Genomic DNA, 21,906 nt, shown 5'->3' on the forward strand with positions numbered 1-21,906 from the left:
TGCCTGATGGCAGGGCTGTCGGTGGGATGTGCCGCCTTGGCCAAGTCCAATGAGACGCCTGCGGAAGCCGCAAAGCCGGCCGCCAAGGACGCCGCGACGGGCGCGTCCAAGGGAACCAGCAAAGGATCTGGCAAGGACGCGGCCAAGGACTCGGCCAAGGACACAGCGAAGGGCGCGAGCAAGGGCGCCGCTGCCGCGACGGCCAAGGACGCTGCGAAGAAACCGGCCAAGGAGGCTGGCAAGGACGCTGGCAAGAGCGCCGGGAAAGACGCGGGCAAGGACAAGCCCAAGGCTGCCGCAACGCCTGCCGCAGCGGCGCCTGCGCCGAAAGCACATCCGGCTGCCAGCGCTTCGCCTCCGAAAACAGCTCCCGCGCCGGCCGTGACGGCCACCGTCAGACCTTCCGCTCCTCCCCCGCGCCCCGCGGTGGCCCCCGTGCTGGCTCCGGCGACCCGCCAGCACGCCGCGCCGCGCAAGCCGGTCGTCCCGGCCGCGGTCGCGGCGACGTCGTCGACGTCGCAGGGCGACAAGGAGACGCTGGAGAGCGTGATCGAGCTGGTGCGCAAGCGCAAGGCGGCTGACGCCACCAATGCCGCGGCCGGCATCTCGGATCCGGTCGCGCGCAAGCTCGCGGAATGGATCATCCTGCGCAGCGAGGACAACGGCGCGAGCGTGGAGCGCTACCGCGCCTTCCTCGCCGCCAATCCGAGCTGGCCGTCGCAGACCTTCCTGCGCCGGCGCCTCGAAGCTGCGATGTGGGACGACAGGCGCGACGATTCCGTGGCGTGGTCGTGGTTCGAGACCGAGTCCCCGATCTCTGCCAAGGGCCGCTTCACGCTCGCCAAGGCGATGCTGGCGCGCGGCGACCGCGCCAACGCCGAGCGGCTGGTGCGCGAGGCCTGGCGCAGCGATCCGATGTCGGAGGACACCGAGAACAACGCGCTCGACCAGTTCGGCGCCCTGCTGACGCCGGGCGACCAGAAGGCGCGGATGGACACCCTGCTCTACGGCAGCGAGAACGAGGCCGCGCTGCGCGCCGCCAAGCGCCTCGGCGCCGGCTATGTCGCGCTCGCCAAGGCCCGCATCGCCGCCGTCAAGAAGGCGCCGAACGCGCGCGCGCTGCTCGACGCGGTGCCGCGCGAGCTGCACAGCGATCCCGGCTTCCTCTTCAGCAAGATCCAGCTCTTGCGCCGCGAGGAGAAGTTTGCGGAAGCGGCCCAGCTGATGCTGTCCGCGCCGAAGGACCCCGGCCGGCTGCACAATCTCGACGAATGGTGGATCGAGCGGCGTCTCCTGGCGCGCAAGATGATCGACACCGAGGAATTCCGCAGCGCCTATCTGATCGCGCGCGATGCCGCGCTGCCCTCGCGCGACATCTACAAGACCGAGCAGGAATTCACGGCCGGTTGGATCGCGCTCCGCTTCCTCAACGATCCCGCCGCCGCCGCGCAGCATTTCGCCCGCATCGGCGTCGGCAGCGTCAATCCGACCGCGCTGGCGCGTGCCGGCTATTGGCAGGGCCGCGCCGCGGAAGCGATGGGTCGGCAACAGGAGGCGCGCAACGCCTATGCGCGCGCGGCCGAGCAATCGACCAGCTATTACGGCCAGCTCGCGCGCGCCAAGCTCGGCCTGCCGCAGATCGAGCTCAACAGCCAGCCGCGCGGGCGCGGCGCCGAACGGCTGGAGATCGTGCGCGCTGCGCACCTGCTCTACGAGCTCGACGAGCGCGAGATGGCCGTGCCGCTGCTCGCCGACATGGGCGAGAACGGCGATCCCGAGGCGCTCGCCGGCCTCGGCGAGCTCACCCAGCGCTACAATGATGCGCGGGGCATGCTGCTGGTCGGCAAGGCCGCGCTCAATCGCGGCCTGCCGTTCGACTTCTACGCCTACCCCGTCAACGGCATTCCGCAGTTCACGCCGATCGGCCCCGAGGTCGAGCGCAGCATCGTCTATGCGATCGCCCGGCAAGAGAGCGCGTTCAACCCCTCGGTGGTCTCGCCGGCGCAGGCCTACGGGCTGATGCAGGTGACGCCGGACGCTGCGCGCTACGTCTGCAAGCGGCACGGCGCCACTTACGATCTGGGCCGGCTGAAGAACGATTCGGTCTATAACGCCACGCTCGGCTCGGCCGAGCTCGGCGGACTGCTCGAGGATTACCGCGGCTCCTACATCATGACCTTTGCTGCCTACAACGCCGGTCGCGGCAGCGTGAAGAAATGGGTCGAACGCTACGGCGATCCGCGCGACCCGAAGGTGGATGCGGTCGATTGGGTGGAGCTGATTCCGTTCTCCGAAACGCGCAACTACGTGCAGCGGATCATGGAGAACCTTCAGGTCTACCGCGCCCGCTTCGGCGGCGGCACGCGCCTGCAGATCGAGGCCGATCTGCGTCGCGGCACCGCAAGCGTGGAATAGAGCCGCCCTCGCGCGAACGGACGACGTTCAGCTCAATCACCGGCCATGGCTGGATTGAGGACGTTCCATCGCCAGCCCCGCTACACTGTTTTTCGGGGCGGACTTCTTATCCAGGCGCGACCGGCTCGGGTCAGCGTGACGGAAGCTGGATGGAGGCCATATAATCGTGGATCGACTGATCGGGGATCGACTTGCACGCAATCAAGTGGTGAATACAGTTCGAAGCAAGGTCGAATGAGCGGTAGCAATGATGAGAGATCATTGCCAGATGCTTGAGTTGCTCGACCGTCATGTCAGCCGGCCGCATGAAGTTTCGCACATAGACGATATCGGCCTCCAGTAGCTGATTCATCGCCGCGTAGGGATTGGATGGATCGCTCAAGGGAGCGATCATACGCCGATTAATGGCCGTAAAGGCATGAGGAATAAACCCCTGCTTGCGCAATTCGGTATCGATATCGCCGAATGTCGGCTGGTCCTTGTAGAGACAAAGAAACGAGACCTCCGTTTGGATGGCGACCGCCTGCTTCAGCTTTTTCCGCCCGCTGCCGAACACGGCTAGTTCGGAGCCCTGAACGTCGATCTTCAGGAAATCCAGATCCCGGATTTCGGCAATATCGTCGAGCCGGCGGGTCTGGACCGGATGTTCACTGACCACCCTGCCCCATTCGGCGAATTTTGGGAAATGCGAGAGTGCGTTCTGATCCGGGAGCAGCAGGCTTGTCATTCCCGGTATTTGGCAGAGACGCAGCTTTGCTTTGTGCCCGTTTCCGACGACGTAGTGATAGTAGCTCTCCAGGTCACTCTTGCGGGCATTGAGCTCTGCAAGCGCTTCGTCCTGCGGTTCAAAGCCAACGACGGTACAAAGTCTTCGTTTCAGCATCGCCTTGTAGGGCGGCTCGCCATCGATCGGATTGGCCCCGATATCAACCACCGAGGTCAGCCGTGCTGGCTGGATGAGATTGTTCAGGAGGTCCGGTTCGTTGTCAGTCATTTCACGTGAAGCCCATGGATGGAATGACATGAGGCTTCAAGCCGAGGCGACCTCATGATGAGATTTAGACAGCAAATGAGGCCGGCGCTTCGCCAGCGCAATGCCGACGCCAGATTTCACTGTAGGCCCTTTCGATGTGCCGCGTCATACGGGCCGTATCGAACAGCGGCCAAGTGATCCGCTGCGACGCCAGCTTGCTCCTCAGGGCGCTTCGAACTTCGGGATCATGCGCGATCCGAAGCGCCAAGCCCTCATAGTCGTCCAGCGATCGCGTCACCAGTTCAGGTAGGCCGACAGCGTTCAGAATACTGGCTGCAACGCGACCCGCAAAGGCGTTGCCGAGGCAGGTCAGGACCGGCAAGCCGGCCCAGAGAGCGTCGCTAGCCGCCGTATGGGCATTGTAGGGCAGTGTGTCCAGATACAGATCGGCGAGCCGGTGGCGCGCCAAGTGGGCGTCAGCAGGCGCATGGGGGGCGAATACGATCCTTTCTGCCGCGATGCCGCGCGCAACGGCCTCGCGCTTCAGGTTCTCCCTGGCGATCGTGTCCCCATCAAGCAGCCAGAGGACGCTGCCGGCGGTCTTGGCAAGCAGCCTCATCCAGACGTCGAACATCACCGGCGTGATCTTGGACGTTCTGTTGAACGCGCAGTAGACGAATGCATCGTCCGCCAGTCCGACCTCGCTCCTAGCAGGTACATTTGCAAGCGATCGCCTCGCGTCGTTCGCCTGATAGCTGTCCGGGAGGTAAATCACCTTTTCGGCGTAGTGCTTCTGCTCTCCTTCGGGAATGACGATCCGGTCGGCCATGATGTAGTCGATATAGGACGCGCCCATCGTGCCGGCAAAGCCGAGATAGTTGACCTGGATGGGAGCCGCCCGGCGTGCGAGGACTTTCGGCCTGGCGCCGGCTGTGAAGCCTCCGAGATCGACGAGAACCTCGATATCGAGCTGGCGGATCAACTTGACCACGTCCTCATCGGCAAGATGGCCGACATCTTCAAAGCGTTCGAATGCTGCCTCCAACCGGCTGCGCATTGTGCTGCGATCATCCGGTCCGTGGGAGATGGCGCTGATCTCGAAGCGCTCGCGGTCGTGCTCCTCAAAAATGCCAGCCATCAAATGCGCGGTGGCATGATCGCGGAAATCGGCAGACAGGTACGCGACCCGCAGGCGTGACACTGGTGGCGGCGTTCCCGGTCTCGCGGCACCTTTCTCGGGGGCGACGTTAGCGACATATGTCTTCGCGCAGATCAACTGGTGTGCGGGAGACGACGACGCATGAAAGAATGTGAAGGGGTCGACCGCCACGCCGGATTCAACGGCCTCGCCGAGGCCCGCTTGTTCAACTTCGAAACTGCGCCAGTCGGCGCGCTTGCGCCTGGACGCAACGAGCTTGCTCAAGGCGAACGGGAACGCCTTGTTGAGTGCGATCGTTCTTTCCAGCGCATCGATCGCCTCGTCGTCTCGACCCATTTGGGCAAGGATCTCGGACAAAACGAAGTGATTCTGTGGATTCGACGGTGCAAGCTCGATGGCCCTTTGGTAGCTGCCAAGCGCTTCGTCGAGCTGACCGAGCTGCTGGAGCGCACTGCCTCGATTTGCGAACGCTGCGCTTGATGGCGCGATCGCGATGGCGCGATCGAATTCCGCGATAGCCCCGTGAAGCTCCTGCCGTGCCATCAGGATCGCTCCGCGATTGAGATACGCATCGGCGAAGTTCGGCGAAACGGCAATCGCTTTCGTAAGCCAGGCGAGTGCATCATCTGTCTTGTGCAATGCACGCAGCACGTTGGCATAGTTGAAAAGAACGTGGGGATTGTCGGCATCAACGCGAGCTGCCTTCTTGAGCAGCGGCTCGGCGTCCGCGAAATCACCCCGCTGGGCGTGCAACAGCCCCAGCATATGAAGCGCGACAGGATGGGTTTTACTTCCCTTCAGGACGGTCGTATAGGCCCGCTCCGCCTCCAACAGATTGCCTGAACGGTGCGCCGCAATTGCCTGATCCAGACTAGCCGACCGATGGAGCGAGATGGGGGCCGATGCTCCCTTGTTGCGGCTTTGCTGCGTCATATGCTTGGGTTCTGCGCCCCGACGACGGTCGGTTTTTTTGGTGAACTGGCGCAAAACTTTAGTCGCCTTTGCCTGAGAGAACAACGGCCGCGCCGTCGTGCTTCAGGGCACAACATGACAGCGCGTGCGTCGATTTCGCGCGCGACAGTATCGATGCCGACCAGTTCGGCTTCTCGATCCCTCGCGCGGCAAGGATGTTCAAAATAGCAACCAAAAAAATAGACCCCCAGCGAAATCGCTGGGGGTCCTTGTTATCGGCCGAGGGCCGATTTTAGAAGTTGCGCTGAGCGCGGAGGAGCAGGGCGAGCGAGTCCTGATCCTTCATCTCATACAGAGCTGCCGGCTTGGCACCGGTCGCGGAAGGCCCGGCTCGTGATGGTGCCCGAGTACTTCTGGTCCAGACGCGACCAGCTCAGGTCCGCCGTGAAGGCCAGGCCCTTCACCGGGGTCCATACGGTGTTGACACCGATCACAGCGAAGTTGAAGTCGGGGGTTGCAGTTGCCAGTGAGGGCAAGCAAGCCAACCATGTTCGCGCAGATCGTGGCCTTGCCAGCACCAAAACCACCGTAGAGAGGCGCAATTACGTGCAGCGGATCATGGAGAACCTTCAGGTCTACCGCGCCCGCTTCGGCGGCGGCACACGCTTGCAGAGCGGCGCCGGAAGCGTGGAATAGCACGGGTCGATCAGGCGGACCCCGCCCTTGGGCATGATCCGGAAAAGTGCGCAGCGGTATTCCGAAAAGACATGCTCGAGCGATCATCTGGAGCGCGATGACGGCTCATCGTGATCGCTCAACCTTCAGACCGCCGCCCACCTCGCGCGCAAGCGCGAGCACCCGGGATCGCAGGGTTCCTCACCACATCCGGTCGGGGGCGGATCGGCCGTGAGGTGGGCGGACCGGGCGGACCGAAGTCGGCTGGGACCAATATGGGTTCGCGAGGCACATCGCCGGCAATCCCATCGCAGAAGCCTTGCAATCCTCCCAGGACCGGTAGCTGCAGGAGATCCGGTTGCTGCCGCCCCACTCCCATTGCTGGAGGCACACTGGATAGTTGGGGTCCAAGGGTTCGGCAGCTGCCGGCGCGAACACCGCCGTAGCGCCGGCAACCGTCGATGTCGCGGCGAGCACGCTCAGCATCCGCCTCAAGCTCGTCGAAATGTTCATGGTCAGAAGCTCCCTTGCCGCGGTCTCGAACGATCCGCCTTTTAGGTTAGGTGCCCACTCCATGACCAGCAAATAAAAACCCCGGCAGTTTCCTGCCGGGGTTCTCTGACCAATCGGAAGATTGATCTTAGAAGGTGCGCTGAGCGCGGAGCAGCAGGATCAGCGAGTTCTGATCCTTCAGCTCGTACACAGCTGCCGGCTTGGCGGCAGTTGCGACCGCAGTGTTCGCACCGCTGATCGTACCGGAGTACTTCTGATCCAGACGCGAGTAGCTCAGGTCGGCCGTGAACGCCAGGTTCTTGACCGGGGTCCAGACGGTGTTGACGCCGATAACGCCGAAGTTGAAGTCCGGGTTACAGGTCGCACCAGCCGACGGGCCGAGAAGCGCGAAGTTGCCGCAGATCAGCGCCTTCGCATTGGTGCTGTAGCTCAAAGCACCATAACCGCCGTAGATAGCGCTGACCCAGTTCGGGCTCCAGTTGTGGGTGTAGCCACCGCGGAAGCCCCAGCTCTTCGTGGTCTCGATGCCGCCGCCGGCAGTGCTGAACACGCCGTCAGAGATACCGGCGAAACCGACGCTCTGGTAGGCACCAGCCACGCCCGTGCCGCTGTACATGAAGAACGACTGCGGGAACAGGATCTGGAAGTTCTCACGGGACATGCCGTCGGTGTAGACCGCCTGCAAGTTGATCGAGTCACCCGCACCGGTCGGGATGTTCTTGATCGACAAGGCGCCCTGCACAGCCCAGCCCCACTTGTCCGACGGGTGACCCGTGGGTTCCGTCGTGCCGTAGTAGCCGGAATGCAGCTCATGCGCAGCAACCGAAAACTGGGCAAGACCCCAAGCCTGGTCTACGCGGACCGCGCCGACGATGTCGGGAGAGCGCGTTCCACCCCAGCCGTTGTTGCCGTAGACGCCCTGAACGAACGTCGCAGCATTGGCAGCGTTGATGTTCCACAGGTTGCCCTGGCCGTTGGACTGAGTGGTCGGATCTTCCAAAGCGATCGAAGCGGTGATGCCCTGGCCGAAGTCAGCGGTATAAGCGACCTGGTTGATACCGGTCACGTGGTTGGAACCGCCCGGAATGGTATCGGGACCGCCAGCCGGATAGCTCTGCCACGGAGCGTCGAAGATCGAGACGGTGCGGCCGAAGGTGAAACCAGCGAACTGGATGAACGCATGGTAGAGGCCGAGCGTCGCCGAACCGGTCGAGAAGGTCGACGGGTTGCTGCCAGTGACGTTCTGCGAATCATAGCTGAAGATCGTGTCGGCGTAAGTACGAACAACGCCGTACTCGGTCGCCGTGCGGGTGTCGACATTGAAGTCAAAACGAGCGCGGCTGTAGAAGTAGTTCGTCAGACGGTTGTTCGAGCCACCGTTCGCGGTGCTCGCGCTCTGCCTGAAACCATAGTCGCCAGCGCCACCGAGAATCATGTCGGCGCGGACGTAACCGCCCAGCTTGATGCAGGTGTCAGTGCCCGGGATGTAGTAGAAACCTGCGCCGTACAGCGAGCAGATCCTCACGTATTCGACCGCCTTGGCCTTCACGGGCAGATCGGCTGCTTGAGCTCCGCCCACGGCGATCAGACCCGCCGCTGAGCCGAGCAAAAGGCTCTTAACCAACTTCATGTTAAACCTCCAAGTTGCTCTCCAGGGAAGGTTACTGACCGGACGGCCAATTCCCCAACCCCCTCCAAATCACCGCTTTGGGCTCCTTCGCGTCTTCGGACACACCCGCATGAACGCGAGGGACTTAAGCGAATGACCTAAACGGGACGACCTCGGGATGCCCCCCTCCGTCGCTCAGTCACAATTACCGAACGTCCTTGCACACACAACAACAGAACGCTTCGAAACGCGCCCATGGAGCGGGTTTTCCGCCGGGTGTTGCACAAATAACACGTAGATGTGATCGTAGCGGCGCCGCAACGTATTGTTTTTGTTATTCTTTTTGAAGCGGTTCCGTCTGCCGCCAAATTTCCTCACTTGAGACGGCGGAGACCGGACACCGCGCGATGCGGCTCGGACGGAGCCCGAATCGTAGAATCGGACCGAGACTCAAAGGGTGGAGATGGAAGCACCCCGGAGCGCCGCTCCGCCCCCGGCGAGGGTTGCGGCAATCCGGCCACGCCCTGGCGACGACTCTATATAAAGGGCCTTCTTAAGATGGCGCCCGGCGGCAAACCGCCAGTTCCAAAATCGCTGGGAATATTCGAGCGAAAACACACGCTTCCAAATTGACCGGCCGGAGCAATTAGATGCATAAGGCTCGCACCGGAGAGGTGGCCGAGTGGCTGAAGGCAACGCTTTGCTAAAGCGTCATACGGTCTCAAGCTGTATCGAGGGTTCGAATCCCTCCCTCTCCGCCACCGCTCAGACCAGAATCAGTCAAGGCGCGCGTTCTTTCACCTGAAAGCGACCGTGAAGCCGTGCGGAAGCCTGACGCGAGGATCGGCCGGCTTCATCAGCCCGATTCGCACTGACTCTATATGTGTGCGTCCGCGCCTAGCGGTGGAACCGCCAGATCCGCCAATGCGAGGGCGAAATCAGCACGGCCTCGTCGGCCCAGACGTTGAACCAGATGCCGGACCTGCGCCGGCAGGGGAACGACCAGGGCAGAATCCCCGTCTTGTGCAGACGTCCGAGTTCCAGGTCGCACTCGTCGGGCGCGATTTGAATCGGCAGCCATCGTCCATTGGTGTCGGGGTCGCTCATGCCGCTCGGGTCTTATGCGGCGGCACGACGAGGAAAGTTGATTCAGCGCAACCCAGCCCACCCGTGCGAACACGGGTGTGGATGCGCTTCCGAATTCAGTGGGCGGAAATCCACGCCCGCGCCTCGCGCTGTGCGACCGAGATCTCGGCATCGGACATCTGCCCGGCAACTTCCTGGCGCAGCGCCACGGCGTCCTTGCGGCCCTTCAGCGCGGCGAGATTGAACCATTTATGTGCGGCGACGAGATCGACGATGCCGGAGCGGCCGCTCGCCCAATAGATGCCGCGCTCGAACAGCACGTCCGACAGCGCGCTCGCGTCGATCGGCGTTGCGGTCTCCAGATCGAAAGTACCCTGAAACATAACGCATCCCCTTTGTTCTTATGCCGCCCCGTTCCCCCGAGCGCGGCTCCCGTCCAACTCTGATGTGCATGACCCTTCCCGGGATCGTGCATCGTTCAACTCATCCCCAAGGCCTTCTTGCCCAAGGCTTCTTGCCCAAGGCTTTCTTGCCCATTGCCGTTTGCCGGCTTGTTGGAGGCGATGATGGCGGGCAAATTTGAATGGCAGTTTAAGTATCGCGATGAAGCAGACGTAAACGCGCCCGCGCGGCGCCCACGCGGGGATTTCAAGAAGTCCCTGATTCGCAGGCACTTCTGCGATTCGTCAGAGTCCGTTTACCGCGGGATTTTGGGACATCGATAACCATCGCGCGCTGTGGCGCGCGTCGTGTGGCATCCGTCGCGCTGTCGGCGCCCGCGGCCCGGCCGCGCCGGGGCTTCGCCGGCCTTGCGGTCCTGGGACGCCGAAGCTTCGGCGGAGGCGGCAGGCCGGCAACCAGCATTCCAGAGAGGGTACGGCCTACCAGATGGCCCGGTCGGAGCCCGGCGATGACACCGGGAATGGAGAAGCGGCGGGCCAGCAGCGCGCAATCAATCCGCGGCCCCTCGCCTGCTCCAGGGCTGCGCGGCCATGGCAGTGCGATCGCCTCGCGTGTCAGATCGGCAATGTCGGGAAAGGGAATGCCGGCAATACCCCGGCCTCAGGGGAACGAGGGCGTCGGCGAACACGTCAGGACCAGATTTCACGTTGACCCGAAGGCCGCTTGTGAAATTGCGGAGCCCCTTTTTCGGAGAACCGCACCGAACGAAGAAAACTCGTTTCTTCTGCCGGACCGTCAAAGCGAACGATCCGACCGTTGACCTGATGTCTCGCCGACACCCTCTATCGTCGATCAGAACCTCCAGGAGGCGCTGATGACGTGCCGGCTAGGAGCCGGCAACTTCAGAAGCGAAGTTACTTCTTCTTCTTCGCGACCTTGCGGGTCTTCTTCGCAGTCTTCTTCACTGCGCTCTTCGCCTTCTTCGCCTTCTTCGCTTTCTTGGCCATGTTGCCCTCCGATGTGTGAGATGGCTTTAATCGCTGCGTGCACTCGGGGATCGAATGCACTTCATCCCGAATACACCAACACAAAGAAAAAAACAGCGTCTCGCTTAAAGAAGTGTTGACGACGCAACGCGCGTGCGCTTGGCGAGCGCGACGCAAGCGCACCGCCCGACGCGAGCGATCGACCGCAGCGAGTGCTCGCAACATCGATGTTCGCGGCATATGCGATTGCAGAAAAACACTATGCAGCAAGTATTTTTCTGCACGCGCGCATCGCGCGCGATCGTCGCGATGACGGACGTCGGCAATCCCGCGATCACCTCGCAAAGGCGCTTCGCGGACTCTGAGTCGCGAATTTTGGCAACGAAAATATTTTCATGATTAACGGCGCCAGCGCTCGTCGGAGCGTGCGCTAGCCGCCGTTTTGCGCGAATCGCGCGACGGCGATTCGGTCGTCACGTCGCGGCTGATCGGGATGAAGCTTGCCGCCGAGGATGCGTGCGAACGTCGCATCGAGGAACGAAAACGAGGTGACGAGACTGTCCGTCACCTCGTTCGAACGCACCGGCGTCAGACGCCGAGCTTGGACTTGAGCAGGTCGTTGACGCTCTGCGGGTTGGCCTTGCCGCCGGACGCCTTCATCACCTGGCCGACGAACCAGCCGAGCGACTGCGGCTTGTCCTTGACCTGCGCCGCCTTGTCGGGATTGGCAGCGATGATGTCGTCGACAACCTTTTCGATCGCCGAAAGATCCGTGACCTGCTTCATGCCGCGGCTTTCGACCAGCGCGCGGGGATCGCCGCCTTCCTGCCAGACGATCTCGAACAGATCCTTGGCGATCTTGCCGGAGATCGTGCCTTCGCCGATCAGGTCGACGATCGCAGCCAGCTGCTCGGCGCTCACCGGAGCGTCCGTAATATCCCGGCCTTCCTTGTTGAGACGGCCGAACAGCTCGTTGATCACCCAGTTCGCCGCCATCTTGCCGTCGCGCGCACGGTTGCCGAGCTTGTCCAGCACGGTCTCGTAGAACACCGCGCTCTCGCGCTCGGCAACCAGCACGCTCGCATCATAGGCCGACAGGCCGAAGTCGGCGACGAAGCGCGTCTTCTTCTGGTCCGGCAGCTCGGGCAGCTTCGCCTTCAATTCGTCGACGAACTCCTGGCTGAACTCCAGCGGCAGCAGGTCGGGATCGGGGAAGTAGCGGTAGTCATGCGCCTCCTCCTTGGACCGCATCGAGCGCGTCTCGCCCTTGTTGGGATCGTACAGCCGCGTCTCCTGATCGATCTGGCCGCCATCCTCCAGGATCTCGATCTGGCGCCGCGCCTCATACTCGATCGCCTGGCCGATGAAGGTGATCGAGTTCATGTTCTTGATCTCGCAGCGGGTGCCGAGCGGCCCGCCGGGCTTTCGCACCGAGACGTTGACGTCGGCGCGCAAGGATCCCTTCTCCATGTCGCCGTCGCAGGTGCCGAGATAGCGCAGGATCGAGCGCAGCTTGGTCACATAGGCCTTGGCCTGCTCGGCGTCGCGGATGTCAGGCTTGGAGACGATCTCCATCAACGCCACGCCGCAGCGGTTGAGGTCGACATAGGACATGGTCGGCGACTGGTCGTGCAGCAATTTGCCGGCATCCTGCTCCAGATGCAGCCGCTCGATACCGATGGTGGCCACCTTGCCGCCGTCCAGTTCGACAACGACCTCGCCCTCGCCAACGATCGGCGACTTGTACTGGCTGATCTGGTAGCCCTGCGGCGAGTCCGGATAGAAATAGTTCTTGCGGTCGAACACCGAACGCAAATTGATCGCGGCGTTGAGGCCGAGCCCGGTTCGGACAGCCTGCCTGACGCACTCCTCGTTGATGACGGGCAGCATGCCCGGCATCGCCGCATCGACCAGCGAGACATGGCTGTTGGGCTCGCCGCCGAATTCGGTCGAGGCCCCGGAGAACAGTTTCGACTGCGAGGTGACCTGGGCATGTACCTCCATGCCGATCACGACTTCCCAGTCGCCGGTCTGGCCTTTGATCAGTTTTCCCTGTCTGACTGACGCGTTCATGCTTTTCCATCCCCGAGCAGCGCGGAAACCATCCGCTCCCACTCCGCTTCCAATGAATCCTTTGCCGCTGGCCGGCCAGCCTGGCGGTACCAATAGCCGGCATTGCCGAGATCGCCTTCGACGCGGTGCAAATAAGCGTGCACCCAGGCGGCCTCGCGGCCGCTGTCGTCCTGAACGATCTTGTGCGCGCGGTCCCAGTCGCCCTTGGCGGCCCACCAGAGACCTCTGAGCGGCGCGTTCAGATCCGGCGCAGGCTCCGCGCCGTCGAGGCTCGCGATGAAGGCGGCGACATTCACCACCACCTCGTCGGCGTGAAGCGGCCAGCGGCCTGCTCGATCACCTCGCCGAGCGAGAACAGCGTCTCCTCGTCGAAGGGACGGCCGATCAGCTGCAGGCCGAGCGGCAGACCCTGGCCGTCCTTGCCCGCGGGCACGGCGATGCCGGGCAGGCCCGCCATGTTCACGGTCACCGTGAAGATGTCGTTGAGATACATCTCGACCGGATCGGCGCCGCCCTTCTCGCCGATGCCGAAGGCGGCCGACGGCGTCGCGGGGGTGAGGATCGCGTCGACGCCCCTCGCGAAGCAATCCTCGAAATCCTTCTTGATCAGCGTGCGCACCTTCTGCGCGCGCAGATAATAGGCGTCGTAATAGCCGGCCGAGAGCACGTAGGTGCCGATCATGACGCGGCGCCGCACTTCCGCGCCAAACCCTTCCGCGCGGGTGTTCTCGTAGAGCTCGATGACGTTCTTGCCCTGCTCGCGCAGGCCGTAGCGGACGCCGTCATAGCGCGCGAGGTTGGAGGACGCCTCCGCCGGCGCCACGATGTAATAGGCCGGCAGCGCGTATTTGGTGTGCGGCAGCGACACCTCGACCAGCTCGGCGCCCGCCGCCTTCAGCCAGGCCGCACCCGCTTCCCAAAGTTTCTCGATCTCGGCCGGCATGCCGTCGAGACGATATTCCTTGGGGATGCCGATCCTCATGCCCTTCACGGACTTGCCGATCGCAGCCTCGTAATCCGGCACCGCGATATCGGCCGAGGTGGTGTCCTTCGGATCGTGTCCCGCCATCGAGCGCAGCAGCATCGCGGCATCGCGCACGCTGCGCGCGATCGGGCCGGCCTGGTCGAGCGAGGAGGCAAAGGCGACGATGCCCCAGCGCGAGCAGCGACCATAAGTCGGCTTGATGCCGACGGTCGCGGTGAGCGCCGCCGGCTGGCGGATCGAGCCGCCGGTGTCGGTCGCGGTCGCGCCCATGCACAGCAGCGCTGCCACGGCCGAGGCCGAGCCGCCGGACGAGCCGCCCGGCACCAGCGTCGTGTTGCTGCCCTCGCGCCGCCAGGGATTGCCGACCGGACCGAAGCACGAGGTCTCGTTGGCCGAGCCCATCGCGAACTCGTCATTGTTGAGCTTGCCGAGCATCACGGCGCCGTCGCGCCAGAGCTGCGAGGTGACGGTCGACTCGTAGGTCGGCACGAAATTGCCGAGGATCTTCGAGCACGCCGTGGTGCGCACGCCCTTGGTGGCGAACAGATCCTTGATGCCGAGCGGGACGCCGGCGAGCGGGCCCGCATCGCCCTTGGCGATCCTCTCGTCCGCGGCCTTCGCCATGCTGCGCGCCTGGTCCGGCGTCTCCATCACGAAGGCGTTGAGCACGCGCGCGGCCTCGATCGCGCCAAGATGCGCGTCGGTCAGCTCGAGGGACGTGAAAGTCTTGTCGGCGAGACCCTTGCGGGCCTCGGCGAGCGTCAGCGATGTCAAATCGGTCATTTATTGATCGGGCTGCAGAAGAACGGAGACAGGGTCTTGTCGTTGGCCGGGTCGTCTTTTTTGGCGGCGGCTTTCGCTGCGGCCTCGATCTCGTCGAGCACGGCATTGACGGCGACATTGGGGTCGGCGGCCTTGCCCTGCCGCTCCATCTTGTCGAGGTAGTTCATGTAGGCCTGATAGGCCTTCTCATCGTCGCAAAGCAGACACATCGGACCACGTCCTAAGACTCTTTGTTTGGCGCGCTTTCTTCACGCGAACCGGCTTCCACTTCGCTCGAAAACGCCATGCTACTCGACGACTTTCGGCACCAGGAAGAAGTGCCCCTCGGTCGCGGGCGCGTTGGCGACAATATCGTCGGCGATGCCGCCGTCATCGACAACGTCCTGCCGCTTCCTCATCTGCATCGGGGTGACCGAGGTCATCGGCTCCACGCCCTCGACATTGACCTCCGAGAGCTGCTCGACGAAGGCGAGCATGGCGTTGAGCTCGCCCTGAAGATGCGGAACCTCGTCCTCGGAAACCGCAATGCGCGCCAGATGCGCGATGCGGCGGACGGTAGCGGCGTCGACGGACATTATATAAGGCCTCTCACGGCAAAAACCCATGTGCCGTATAGCAGAGGCCGCTTTTGCGCCGCAACCGGCGTAGCTGGCCTATCCGGCGAGCGCTTTCATGCGGGCGAGCGCCGATTTGGCGAGATCCCGGGTCAATTCGGCCGCGGGGACCTCGCGGCCGAGGGCGATGGCCTGACCGGCCCAGAGATTGGTGAAATCCACCCTGCCCTGCTTTTCGGCAGCCGCCTTGAGCGGTCCCAGCGCGGTCGCCGCATGGGGAAACGGCGGCGCATCCGGCGACACCGGGCCAGCCTCGCGCATCAGGCGGTTCTGGACCCCGCGCGCCGGCCGGCCGGTCATGACATTGGTGATGACGGTGGAATCATCGCCCACCTCGGCGAGCGCCTTGCGACCGCCCGCGCTGACCTTCGATTCCGGACAGCGCAGATAGGCGCTGCCGATCTGCACGCCGGACGCCCCGAGCGCAAAGGCCGCAGCGATGCCGCGACCGTCGGCGATGCCGCCGGCCGCGATGACAGGCACCTTCACGGCATCGGCGACCTGCGGCACCAGCGCGAAGGTGCCGGGCTGCTCGGCGATCTTGTCGGTCAGGAACATGCCGCGATGGCCTCCCGCCTCCGCGCCTTGCGCGATCACGGCATCGACGCCGCGCTGTTCGAGCCAGACCGCCTCCTTCACCGTCGTCGCCGACGAGATGACGAGGCAGCCCGCAGCCTTCACCCGCCCCAGCAGCGCCTGCTCGGGCAGGCCGAAATGGAAGCTGACGACTTCCGGCTTCAGCTCTTCGACGACCTCGCAGAAGGCGGCATCGAACGGTGCACGGTTCGCCGCTGCGATCGGCGCTGCGGGATCGAGACCATGCTCGGCGTAATAGCCCGCGAGCCGCTGCTTCCAGCGCGCTTCGGCCTCGCGCGTCAGTTCGACCGGCGTGTGGCAGAAGAAGTTCATGTTGACCGGCGCCTTGACGCGCTGGCGGATCAGACCGACCTGCTCGCGCGCCTTCTCCGGCGAGATCATCGCACTCGGCAGCGAGCCCAGCGCGCCGCCCTGCGCGGCCGCGATCACCAGCTCGGCATCCATCACACCGGCCATCGGCGCCAGCACGATCGGGAATTCGGTCTTGAACAGGTCGATCAGTCGACGGTCAGGCCACATGGTTTGTTCTCTCGCTCTTGCCCCCTCCCCTTGTGAGAGAGGGTGGCTCGCCGCTTAGCGGCGAGACGGGTGAGGGGTTTGCATCCGCGGAAGCAGACCCTCGGATTTGAGTTTATCCTTCGCGGATAGAACCCCTCATCCGGCGCTGCGCGCCACCTTCTCCCGCAAGGGGAGAAGGGAAGGCACCGACTGCCGAATTGCGTCTTCCTTCCAGCAACTGCTCCGCCTCGATCGCGATCCGCTCGACGATCTCGGCCGCCGGGGGAATATCATGAATCAGCCCGACCGCCTCGCCGGCGATCACGGCCGCGATGTCGAAATTGCCGGCCGCTTTCGCCGCGGCATAGTCCACGGCAACTGCGGCGACATTCTGCATCAGCTCGACCTCGCGGCCGATCCAGCGCCGGGCGTGATTATTGATCAGGCACCGCCCGGTGAAGGGCGCCGGCCAGACATTGTTGCGCGAGAGATCGAAGATGATGCCGCGCACCGTGGAGCCGCTGTTTGCCGCGCAGATGCGCCGCTTGGCCTCCTCCGCGCCGTCGGCCTCCTGGCTCGCATAGAAGCGCGTGCCGAGCAGCACGCCGCTTGCGCCCAGCATCATCATGGCGGCGAGCCCGCGCCCGTCCGCGATGCCGCCGGCCGCGACCACCGGCACGCGGCCCGCGGCGAGATCGACGATCGCTGGCACGAGATCGACGGTGGTCCGCGAGGCGCCATGCCCGCCCGCCTCCGTTCCCTGCGCGATCAGGACATCGGCACCGGCATCGAGCGCCTGTCGCGCCATCGTCTCGTCCTGCACCTGGCAGATCAGGCGTGCGCCGGCGGACTTGATCCTGGGCGCGAACGGCGCGGGATCGCCGAACGACAGCATGATCGCCGATGGCTTCGCACCGAGCGCGATGTCGAGAAGATCGGGCCGCTTGGCGAGGCTCCACGTGATGAAGCCGATCCCGAACGGCGCACGCAGTTCGGCGAGCTTCGCAGTCTCCTGCTCCAGCCACGCTCGCTCGCCATAGCCGCCGCCGAGAATGCCGAACCCGCCGGCGCGGCTCACAGCCGCGACCAGGCGGCTGCCGGCGACGACATCCATCGGCGCCAGCAAGATCGGATGTGCGATCTCCAGCAGCGTGGTCAGCGACGTCGTCATCGGCATGGCTTCTCCCCGATCTGGACAGCGAGACTAGGCACGACTAGCATTCTTCAGAAATGAATTGTTGCGAACGCTGCCATCTCGAAAGCGAAACGGCCATGGAACTCAGCGATCTCCAGACCTTTGCCGCTGTGGCCCGCACCGGCGGCATCACCCGCGCCGCGGAGGAGCTGAATACGGTGCAGTCCAACGTCACCCAGCGCGTGAAGGCGCTGGAGGCGGAGATCGGCACGCCGCTGTTCGAACGCCACAGCCGCGGCATGACGCTGACCGGCGCCGGCAAGCGCCTCTTGCCTTACGCGCAACGGATGGCCGCGCTGTCGCGCGAGGCCGTGCTCGCCGCGCGCGACGATGGCGAACCCAAGGGACCGCTTGCGATCGGCTCGATGGAAACGACCGCAGCGGTGCGGCTGCCGCCGCTGCTCGCCGATTTCCACCGCCGCTTTCCCGCCGTGCGGCTTTCCTTGCGCACTGCAACCACGGCCGACCTCGTCGCAGCCGTGCTCGAAGGCGCGCTCGACGGCGCCTTTGTCGCCGGTCCCATTGCGCATGCCGATCTCACCGCGACGAGCGCCTTCCGCGAAGAGCTGGTGCTGGTCAGCGCACGACGCTGGAGCTCGCTTGCCGAGCTGCGTGCCGGCACTGCGGAATCCGGCCCGACCGCGCTGGTGTTCCGCACCGGCTGCACCTACCGCCAACGGCTCGAGCAAATCTTCGTCGACTTCGGCTGGCCTTCGGCGGCCCGCTTCGAGCTCGGCACGCTCGACGGCATGATCGGCTGCGTCGCCGCCGACATGGGCGTGACGTTGCTGCCGCGTGCGGTCGTCGAGCGCAGCGCCATGAACGGCACCGTCTCGATCCACGCCTTGAGCCCGTCGCATGCGCCGGTCGAGACGCTCTTCATCCAGCGTCGCGCCGGACATCAAACCAGCGCGCTTCAGAGTTTCGCGGGCTGCCTGACAAAGGGCGAGGACGTCATCGCGGCCTGACGCAGGCGCCGCGTTCCATGCGACGAAATTCGTCACAGATTCATCGCGTTTGAATCGGCTCGCGAGGGTCGCTCGAAAAGCTTTGAAGCGCGCAAACATCGGCAAGAACATCGGGAGGACTACCGATGCGCAATACGCTCGTGTTGTGCTGTGTCGCTGCGTTGTCGGCGACGATCGAAACAGCAAGCGCACAGGACTGGACCAAATCAAAATGGGGGCCGAACGACGAGGTCGGCGCCGCCAATTACATGACGCCCGAACTCGTGGTAAAGGCGGCCTCGCTGATGAAGACTGGCAAGACCTACGCCCTCGGCATTCCCGTCACGTCGCAAACGCCTGCCTATCCGCCGCGCACCTACAAGATCACGGTGGTGCAGCCGGGACAGGCCGGCAACGCAGGGCTCGGTCCGAACAAGGCCACCTATAACGATGACATCCTCGACACCTGGGTCGGCATCGGCAGCCAGCTTGACGGCCTCGGCCACCTCGGCATCGAGCATGTCTATTACAACGGCAACAAGCTTGCCGACTTCGTCGATCCCAACGGTCTGAAGAAGCTCGGCATCGAGAAGGTGCCGCCGATGGTCACCCGCGGCGTGCTGCTCGACATGGCCGCCTATTTCAAGACCGACGTGGTGAAGGAAGGCACGGCCTTCAACGTCAAGGAGATCGAGGAAGCCGCCAAGCAGCAGAACGTCGAGATCCGCGAGGGCGACGTCGTCATCTTCCACACCGGTTGGCTCAGCCTGATCGGCAAGGACGACAAGCGCTACTCGGCCGGCGAGCCCGGCCTCGGCGTCGAAGGCGCAAAATATCTCACCGGCAAGGGCGTCGTCGCGGTTGGCGCCGACACTTGGGGCCTCGAGGTGCTGCCCTTCGAATCCAAGAACGTGTTCGAGGTGCACCAGATCCTGCTCGCGATGAACGGGACCTACATCCTCGAGAACATGGACACGGCCGCGCTCGCCCGCGACAAGGGTTATGAATTCCTGTTCGTGCTGGGACAGCCGCGCTTGACCGGCGGCGTGCAGGCCATGATCAACCCGATCGCGATCCGCTGACGCCGAGGCGGGTCCGGAAGACCGTGGGGTGAGGGTCATGCGGTGTCTCTGCACCGCTGCCCTCACCCGATCGCGCGCCGGTTTCGCACCGGACGAGAAAGCCCCTATTTGAGCCGGATATCCTCATAGGATTCGATCCGCCGCGGGCCGACCGCGGTCGCCTCGTGCGAATCCGCGTCGGTGAGATTGCCGAAATCGAGCTTGGTCAGTTTCGCGAGGTCCGCGATCGAGACCTGAAACACGCTGACGTCCTCCTCCGACATCCGCTCGCGCAGATCCACCTCCTGGATGCGGTCGATCTCCATCACCAGCTTTCGCTGGCTCATCAGGAAGGCCGCCGCCTTGAGCGCGTCGTCGTCCTCGTTGCGCCGGATCAGGATCTTCCAGAAATACTTCGGGATCTGGATGCCGCCGAAGCTCGGATCCTTGTGCGGCCGGCCCGCCGGATTGGGCAGATCGGACCCGTCGGCGTCCGGCCCGTCGAACACCGGACCGTTCATGACGATGCCCTTCTCCTCGCCTTCGAGCAGGACGTCGCGCGTATAGTCCTCCAGTCCCGCCCAGAGCTGCTTGCCCTGGTTGAACGAGAAGAACTGCGGCGAGCAATTGGTGAAGTGAAAGGAATCATCACCATGCTGCTTGGCCGCGGCGACGGTGTCGCCCCAGGTCGCATCCAGCCGGCGCACGAGATGACCGCGGTCGAACGGATTCTTGCTGCGATCCGCCTCGAACGTGGCCTGCTTGCGGTAGAACTCGTCGCCGATCTGGGCCTCGTCGTCGATGCGCGGATCGCGCAGCCAGGAATCGCCCTCGCGCTTGCCGACGTCCTGCTGCTTGCCGCCGTCGATATTGACACAGCTGAAGAAGGCGAGCCGGCGCTCCTTGTTCATGACGACGCTGTAGTTGAAATATTTCAGCTCGGATTGCCTGGAGCTTTCCTTGAGCATCGCGATCCTCGATTTGAGGGAGGCCGGGATCTTCGGCAGGGGCACCGAGAATTTGCCGGTGCCGAGGAAATTCGCCTTGTATCCGGGACGCGATTTCAGCGTGCTCTGATCGATATGCACGGCTTCCATCGGCAGCCCGTTGTTTGCGCTGATGTGCGGCAGCAGGCCGGCCGGCCGGGTGATCAAGGGCGCGCCGCCATTTGCTGTGCCGCCGTTCGGCGCCCCTCCGTTGCCTCCCGCAGGTCCCGGCACGGGTGCGAGCGGCGCGAATGGGATTTCCTTTTTGAACATCGGCAACGGCACGCGGATCGGGACCACCAGCGAGGTCCCGTCGAGGGACTGCTCGACCCAGACATTGGCGCCGAAAGCAGGCGCGGCAGCCGGCGCCCGGACTTTCGCGGTCTCTTGCCGGATCGGCGGCTCCTCCTCGTCCAGGACCGGCTTGATCAGGGGATGGGAGCCGACGGCAACCTTGAGATCGGCGACGATCGCGCTGATGCGAATGCCTTCATTGGCGATCCAGTCGATCAGGGATTCATCCATCGACGGCTTCCACACCTTGCCGTCCTTGGTCAGGGTGCGGCCCTGCGCATCCTTGCGGGGAATGCCGCTGTGGTGCAGCGCAACCACCTGCCAGAAGCGGTTGAACGCCGGCGAGCCCGACGAGCCCGCCGTCGTGTCGGTGTTATACCAGAGGAAGTCGCCGACATATTTGAGCAGCTTGTTCTCGCGGACGCAGACCTGCTTCATCTGCCCGCTGGGATGCTGGATGATGGTCAGGTACTCGCCGGGGTCCGCCTTGCCGGGCGCGCCGCTGAGCGGCAGCCATCCGAAGTCTTCCAGCTCCTCCCCGCCTGACAGCGAGGTCGGCGCCACCGCGATCACCGAAAAGTCCAGCCTGTCGTTGGTGTAGAAGAATCTGCCCGGCTCGAAGCCGAACCGCACCGGCACGCGCTCCTGTCCCGAGACGTCGAGTTCGTAATTGAAATCGCCGATGGAATTGGCCGCGTCGGCCGGCTTGCCGAAGACGTGATGGTTGGTCAGCAGCAGGCCCGGCCCGATCAGAAAGCCCGAGCCATAGCCGAGCAGGTTCGACTTGAGGTCCCTGAGCTGGATGCGGCAGACCGAGCGCGAGGCGGCGGTCCCCTTGGCGAGATAATTGATGCTGTCGAGATCATTGCCCTGGATGATCCGCTCCAGGCCGATCTCGGCCTTCTCCATGTCCTGCGTCTCGGCCAGCAGCTGGCGTTGGCGCACGCGCATCTTTTCGACGGACATCTCGATCGGACCGTCGCCCAATTTCCGGTTCAAGGCTTCGGGCGAGAACTCGGCTTGCTTGAATCGCCTTTCTGAGCCCGCGATCAGGCTTGGCTTGATGAGCATCGTGACCTCTCAATGAATGGGCGAATATTGGACGTGGTCGGAGCGCCAGAAAATTTGCGCCAAGGTAACAGC

At 63.9% G+C, this 21,906-nt stretch carries 17 protein-coding genes, 1 tRNA gene and 1 pseudogene; 4 read left to right on the forward strand and 15 right to left on the reverse strand.

Features of this window, described 5'->3' with window-relative positions; genetic code table 11:
• Positions 1-6: 6 nt before the first annotated feature.
• Positions 7-2,415: a lytic transglycosylase domain-containing protein gene (locus E4K64_RS11745; protein WP_167771982.1), complete on the forward strand. Its 2,409-nt coding sequence runs from the start codon at positions 7-9 to the stop codon at positions 2,413-2,415.
• A gap of 130 nt (positions 2,416-2,545) precedes the next feature.
• Here E4K64_RS11745 and E4K64_RS11750 read toward each other — a convergent pair whose 3' ends face one another.
• The 5 genes and pseudogenes from E4K64_RS11750 to E4K64_RS11770 all read right to left on the reverse strand — a co-directional run bounded on the left by E4K64_RS11750 (position 2,546) and on the right by E4K64_RS11770 (position 8,277).
• A complete protein-coding gene (locus E4K64_RS11750; protein WP_167771956.1) occupies positions 2,546-3,409 on the reverse strand; it encodes an FkbM family methyltransferase in 864 nt (287 codons plus the stop codon).
• 64 nt (positions 3,410-3,473) lie between these two features.
• Positions 3,474-5,534 carry an O-linked N-acetylglucosamine transferase, SPINDLY family protein gene (locus E4K64_RS11755; RefSeq protein WP_135163659.1) on the reverse strand — a complete coding sequence of 687 codons (2,061 nt, stop codon included), beginning with the start codon at positions 5,532-5,534 and terminating at the stop codon, positions 3,474-3,476.
• A gap of 217 nt (positions 5,535-5,751) precedes the next feature.
• Positions 5,752-5,974: pseudogene (locus E4K64_RS40870) on the reverse strand (porin); the annotation flags it as partial.
• Between the two features lie 361 nt (positions 5,975-6,335).
• Complete coding sequence (locus E4K64_RS11765) at positions 6,336-6,710, reverse strand: DUF3551 domain-containing protein (protein WP_347338623.1); 375 nt, start codon at positions 6,708-6,710, stop codon at positions 6,336-6,338.
• 64 nt (positions 6,711-6,774) lie between these two features.
• A complete protein-coding gene (locus E4K64_RS11770) occupies positions 6,775-8,277 on the reverse strand; it encodes a porin (protein ID WP_135163661.1) in 1,503 nt (500 codons plus the stop codon).
• A gap of 647 nt (positions 8,278-8,924) precedes the next feature.
• Between E4K64_RS11770 and E4K64_RS11775 the strand changes: the two genes are divergently transcribed.
• A tRNA-Ser gene (locus E4K64_RS11775) sits at positions 8,925-9,017 on the forward strand.
• 136 nt (positions 9,018-9,153) lie between these two features.
• On the opposite strand, the gene E4K64_RS11780 is transcribed toward E4K64_RS11775, so the two are convergent.
• The 9 genes from E4K64_RS11780 to E4K64_RS11830 form a co-directional block, all read right to left on the reverse strand.
• Positions 9,154-9,363, reverse strand: a complete 210-nt coding sequence (locus E4K64_RS11780; RefSeq protein WP_135163662.1) for a hypothetical protein — start codon at positions 9,361-9,363, stop codon at positions 9,154-9,156.
• Positions 9,364-9,458: 95 nt separating this feature from the next.
• A complete protein-coding gene (locus E4K64_RS11785) occupies positions 9,459-9,725 on the reverse strand; it encodes a hypothetical protein (protein ID WP_126258558.1) in 267 nt (88 codons plus the stop codon).
• Between the two features lie 1,593 nt (positions 9,726-11,318).
• Positions 11,319-12,803: an Asp-tRNA(Asn)/Glu-tRNA(Gln) amidotransferase subunit GatB gene (gatB, locus tag E4K64_RS11800; protein WP_135163663.1), complete on the reverse strand. Its 1,485-nt coding sequence runs from the start codon at positions 12,801-12,803 to the stop codon at positions 11,319-11,321.
• The gene (locus E4K64_RS11805; protein WP_126258560.1) at positions 12,800-13,105 is read right to left on the reverse strand and encodes a hypothetical protein; all 306 of its coding nucleotides are present in this window, start codon (positions 13,103-13,105) and stop codon (positions 12,800-12,802) included. Before E4K64_RS11805 ends, gatB begins: the two co-directional genes overlap by 4 nt.
• Positions 13,096-14,571, reverse strand: coding sequence for an Asp-tRNA(Asn)/Glu-tRNA(Gln) amidotransferase subunit GatA (gene gatA, locus E4K64_RS11810; RefSeq protein ID WP_135163664.1), 1,476 nt, complete (start codon positions 14,569-14,571; stop codon positions 13,096-13,098). The genes E4K64_RS11805 and gatA overlap by 10 nt, the downstream gene beginning before the upstream one ends.
• Complete coding sequence (locus E4K64_RS11815; RefSeq protein WP_027547180.1) at positions 14,568-14,780, reverse strand: hypothetical protein; 213 nt, start codon at positions 14,778-14,780, stop codon at positions 14,568-14,570. Before E4K64_RS11815 ends, gatA begins: the two co-directional genes overlap by 4 nt.
• A 78-nt stretch (positions 14,781-14,858) precedes the next feature.
• Positions 14,859-15,146 carry an Asp-tRNA(Asn)/Glu-tRNA(Gln) amidotransferase subunit GatC gene (gene gatC, locus E4K64_RS11820; RefSeq protein WP_126258563.1) on the reverse strand — a complete coding sequence of 96 codons (288 nt, stop codon included), beginning with the start codon at positions 15,144-15,146 and terminating at the stop codon, positions 14,859-14,861.
• Between the two features lie 78 nt (positions 15,147-15,224).
• Positions 15,225-16,301 carry an NAD(P)H-dependent flavin oxidoreductase gene (locus E4K64_RS11825; protein ID WP_135163665.1) on the reverse strand — a complete coding sequence of 359 codons (1,077 nt, stop codon included), beginning with the start codon at positions 16,299-16,301 and terminating at the stop codon, positions 15,225-15,227.
• Between the two features lie 112 nt (positions 16,302-16,413).
• Positions 16,414-17,457 (reverse strand): NAD(P)H-dependent flavin oxidoreductase, encoded by a 1,044-nt coding sequence (locus E4K64_RS11830; RefSeq protein ID WP_135163666.1) that lies wholly within the window; start codon positions 17,455-17,457, stop codon positions 16,414-16,416.
• 95 nt (positions 17,458-17,552) lie between these two features.
• On the opposite strand from E4K64_RS11830, the gene E4K64_RS11835 reads away from it, so the two are divergent.
• The gene (locus E4K64_RS11835; RefSeq protein ID WP_135163667.1) at positions 17,553-18,443 is read left to right on the forward strand and encodes a LysR family transcriptional regulator; all 891 of its coding nucleotides are present in this window, start codon (positions 17,553-17,555) and stop codon (positions 18,441-18,443) included.
• A gap of 125 nt (positions 18,444-18,568) precedes the next feature.
• On the forward strand, positions 18,569-19,504 hold the full coding sequence (locus E4K64_RS11840) for a cyclase family protein (protein WP_135163668.1): 936 nt from the start codon (positions 18,569-18,571) through the stop codon (positions 19,502-19,504).
• Positions 19,505-19,608: 104 nt separating this feature from the next.
• Here E4K64_RS11840 and E4K64_RS11845 read toward each other — a convergent pair whose 3' ends face one another.
• Complete coding sequence (locus tag E4K64_RS11845) at positions 19,609-21,834, reverse strand: DNA/RNA non-specific endonuclease (protein WP_135163669.1); 2,226 nt, start codon at positions 21,832-21,834, stop codon at positions 19,609-19,611.
• Positions 21,835-21,906 lie beyond the last annotated feature (72 nt).

The organism is Bradyrhizobium frederickii (assembly GCF_004570865.1).
GTDB lineage: Bacteria > Pseudomonadota > Alphaproteobacteria > Rhizobiales > Xanthobacteraceae > Bradyrhizobium > Bradyrhizobium frederickii.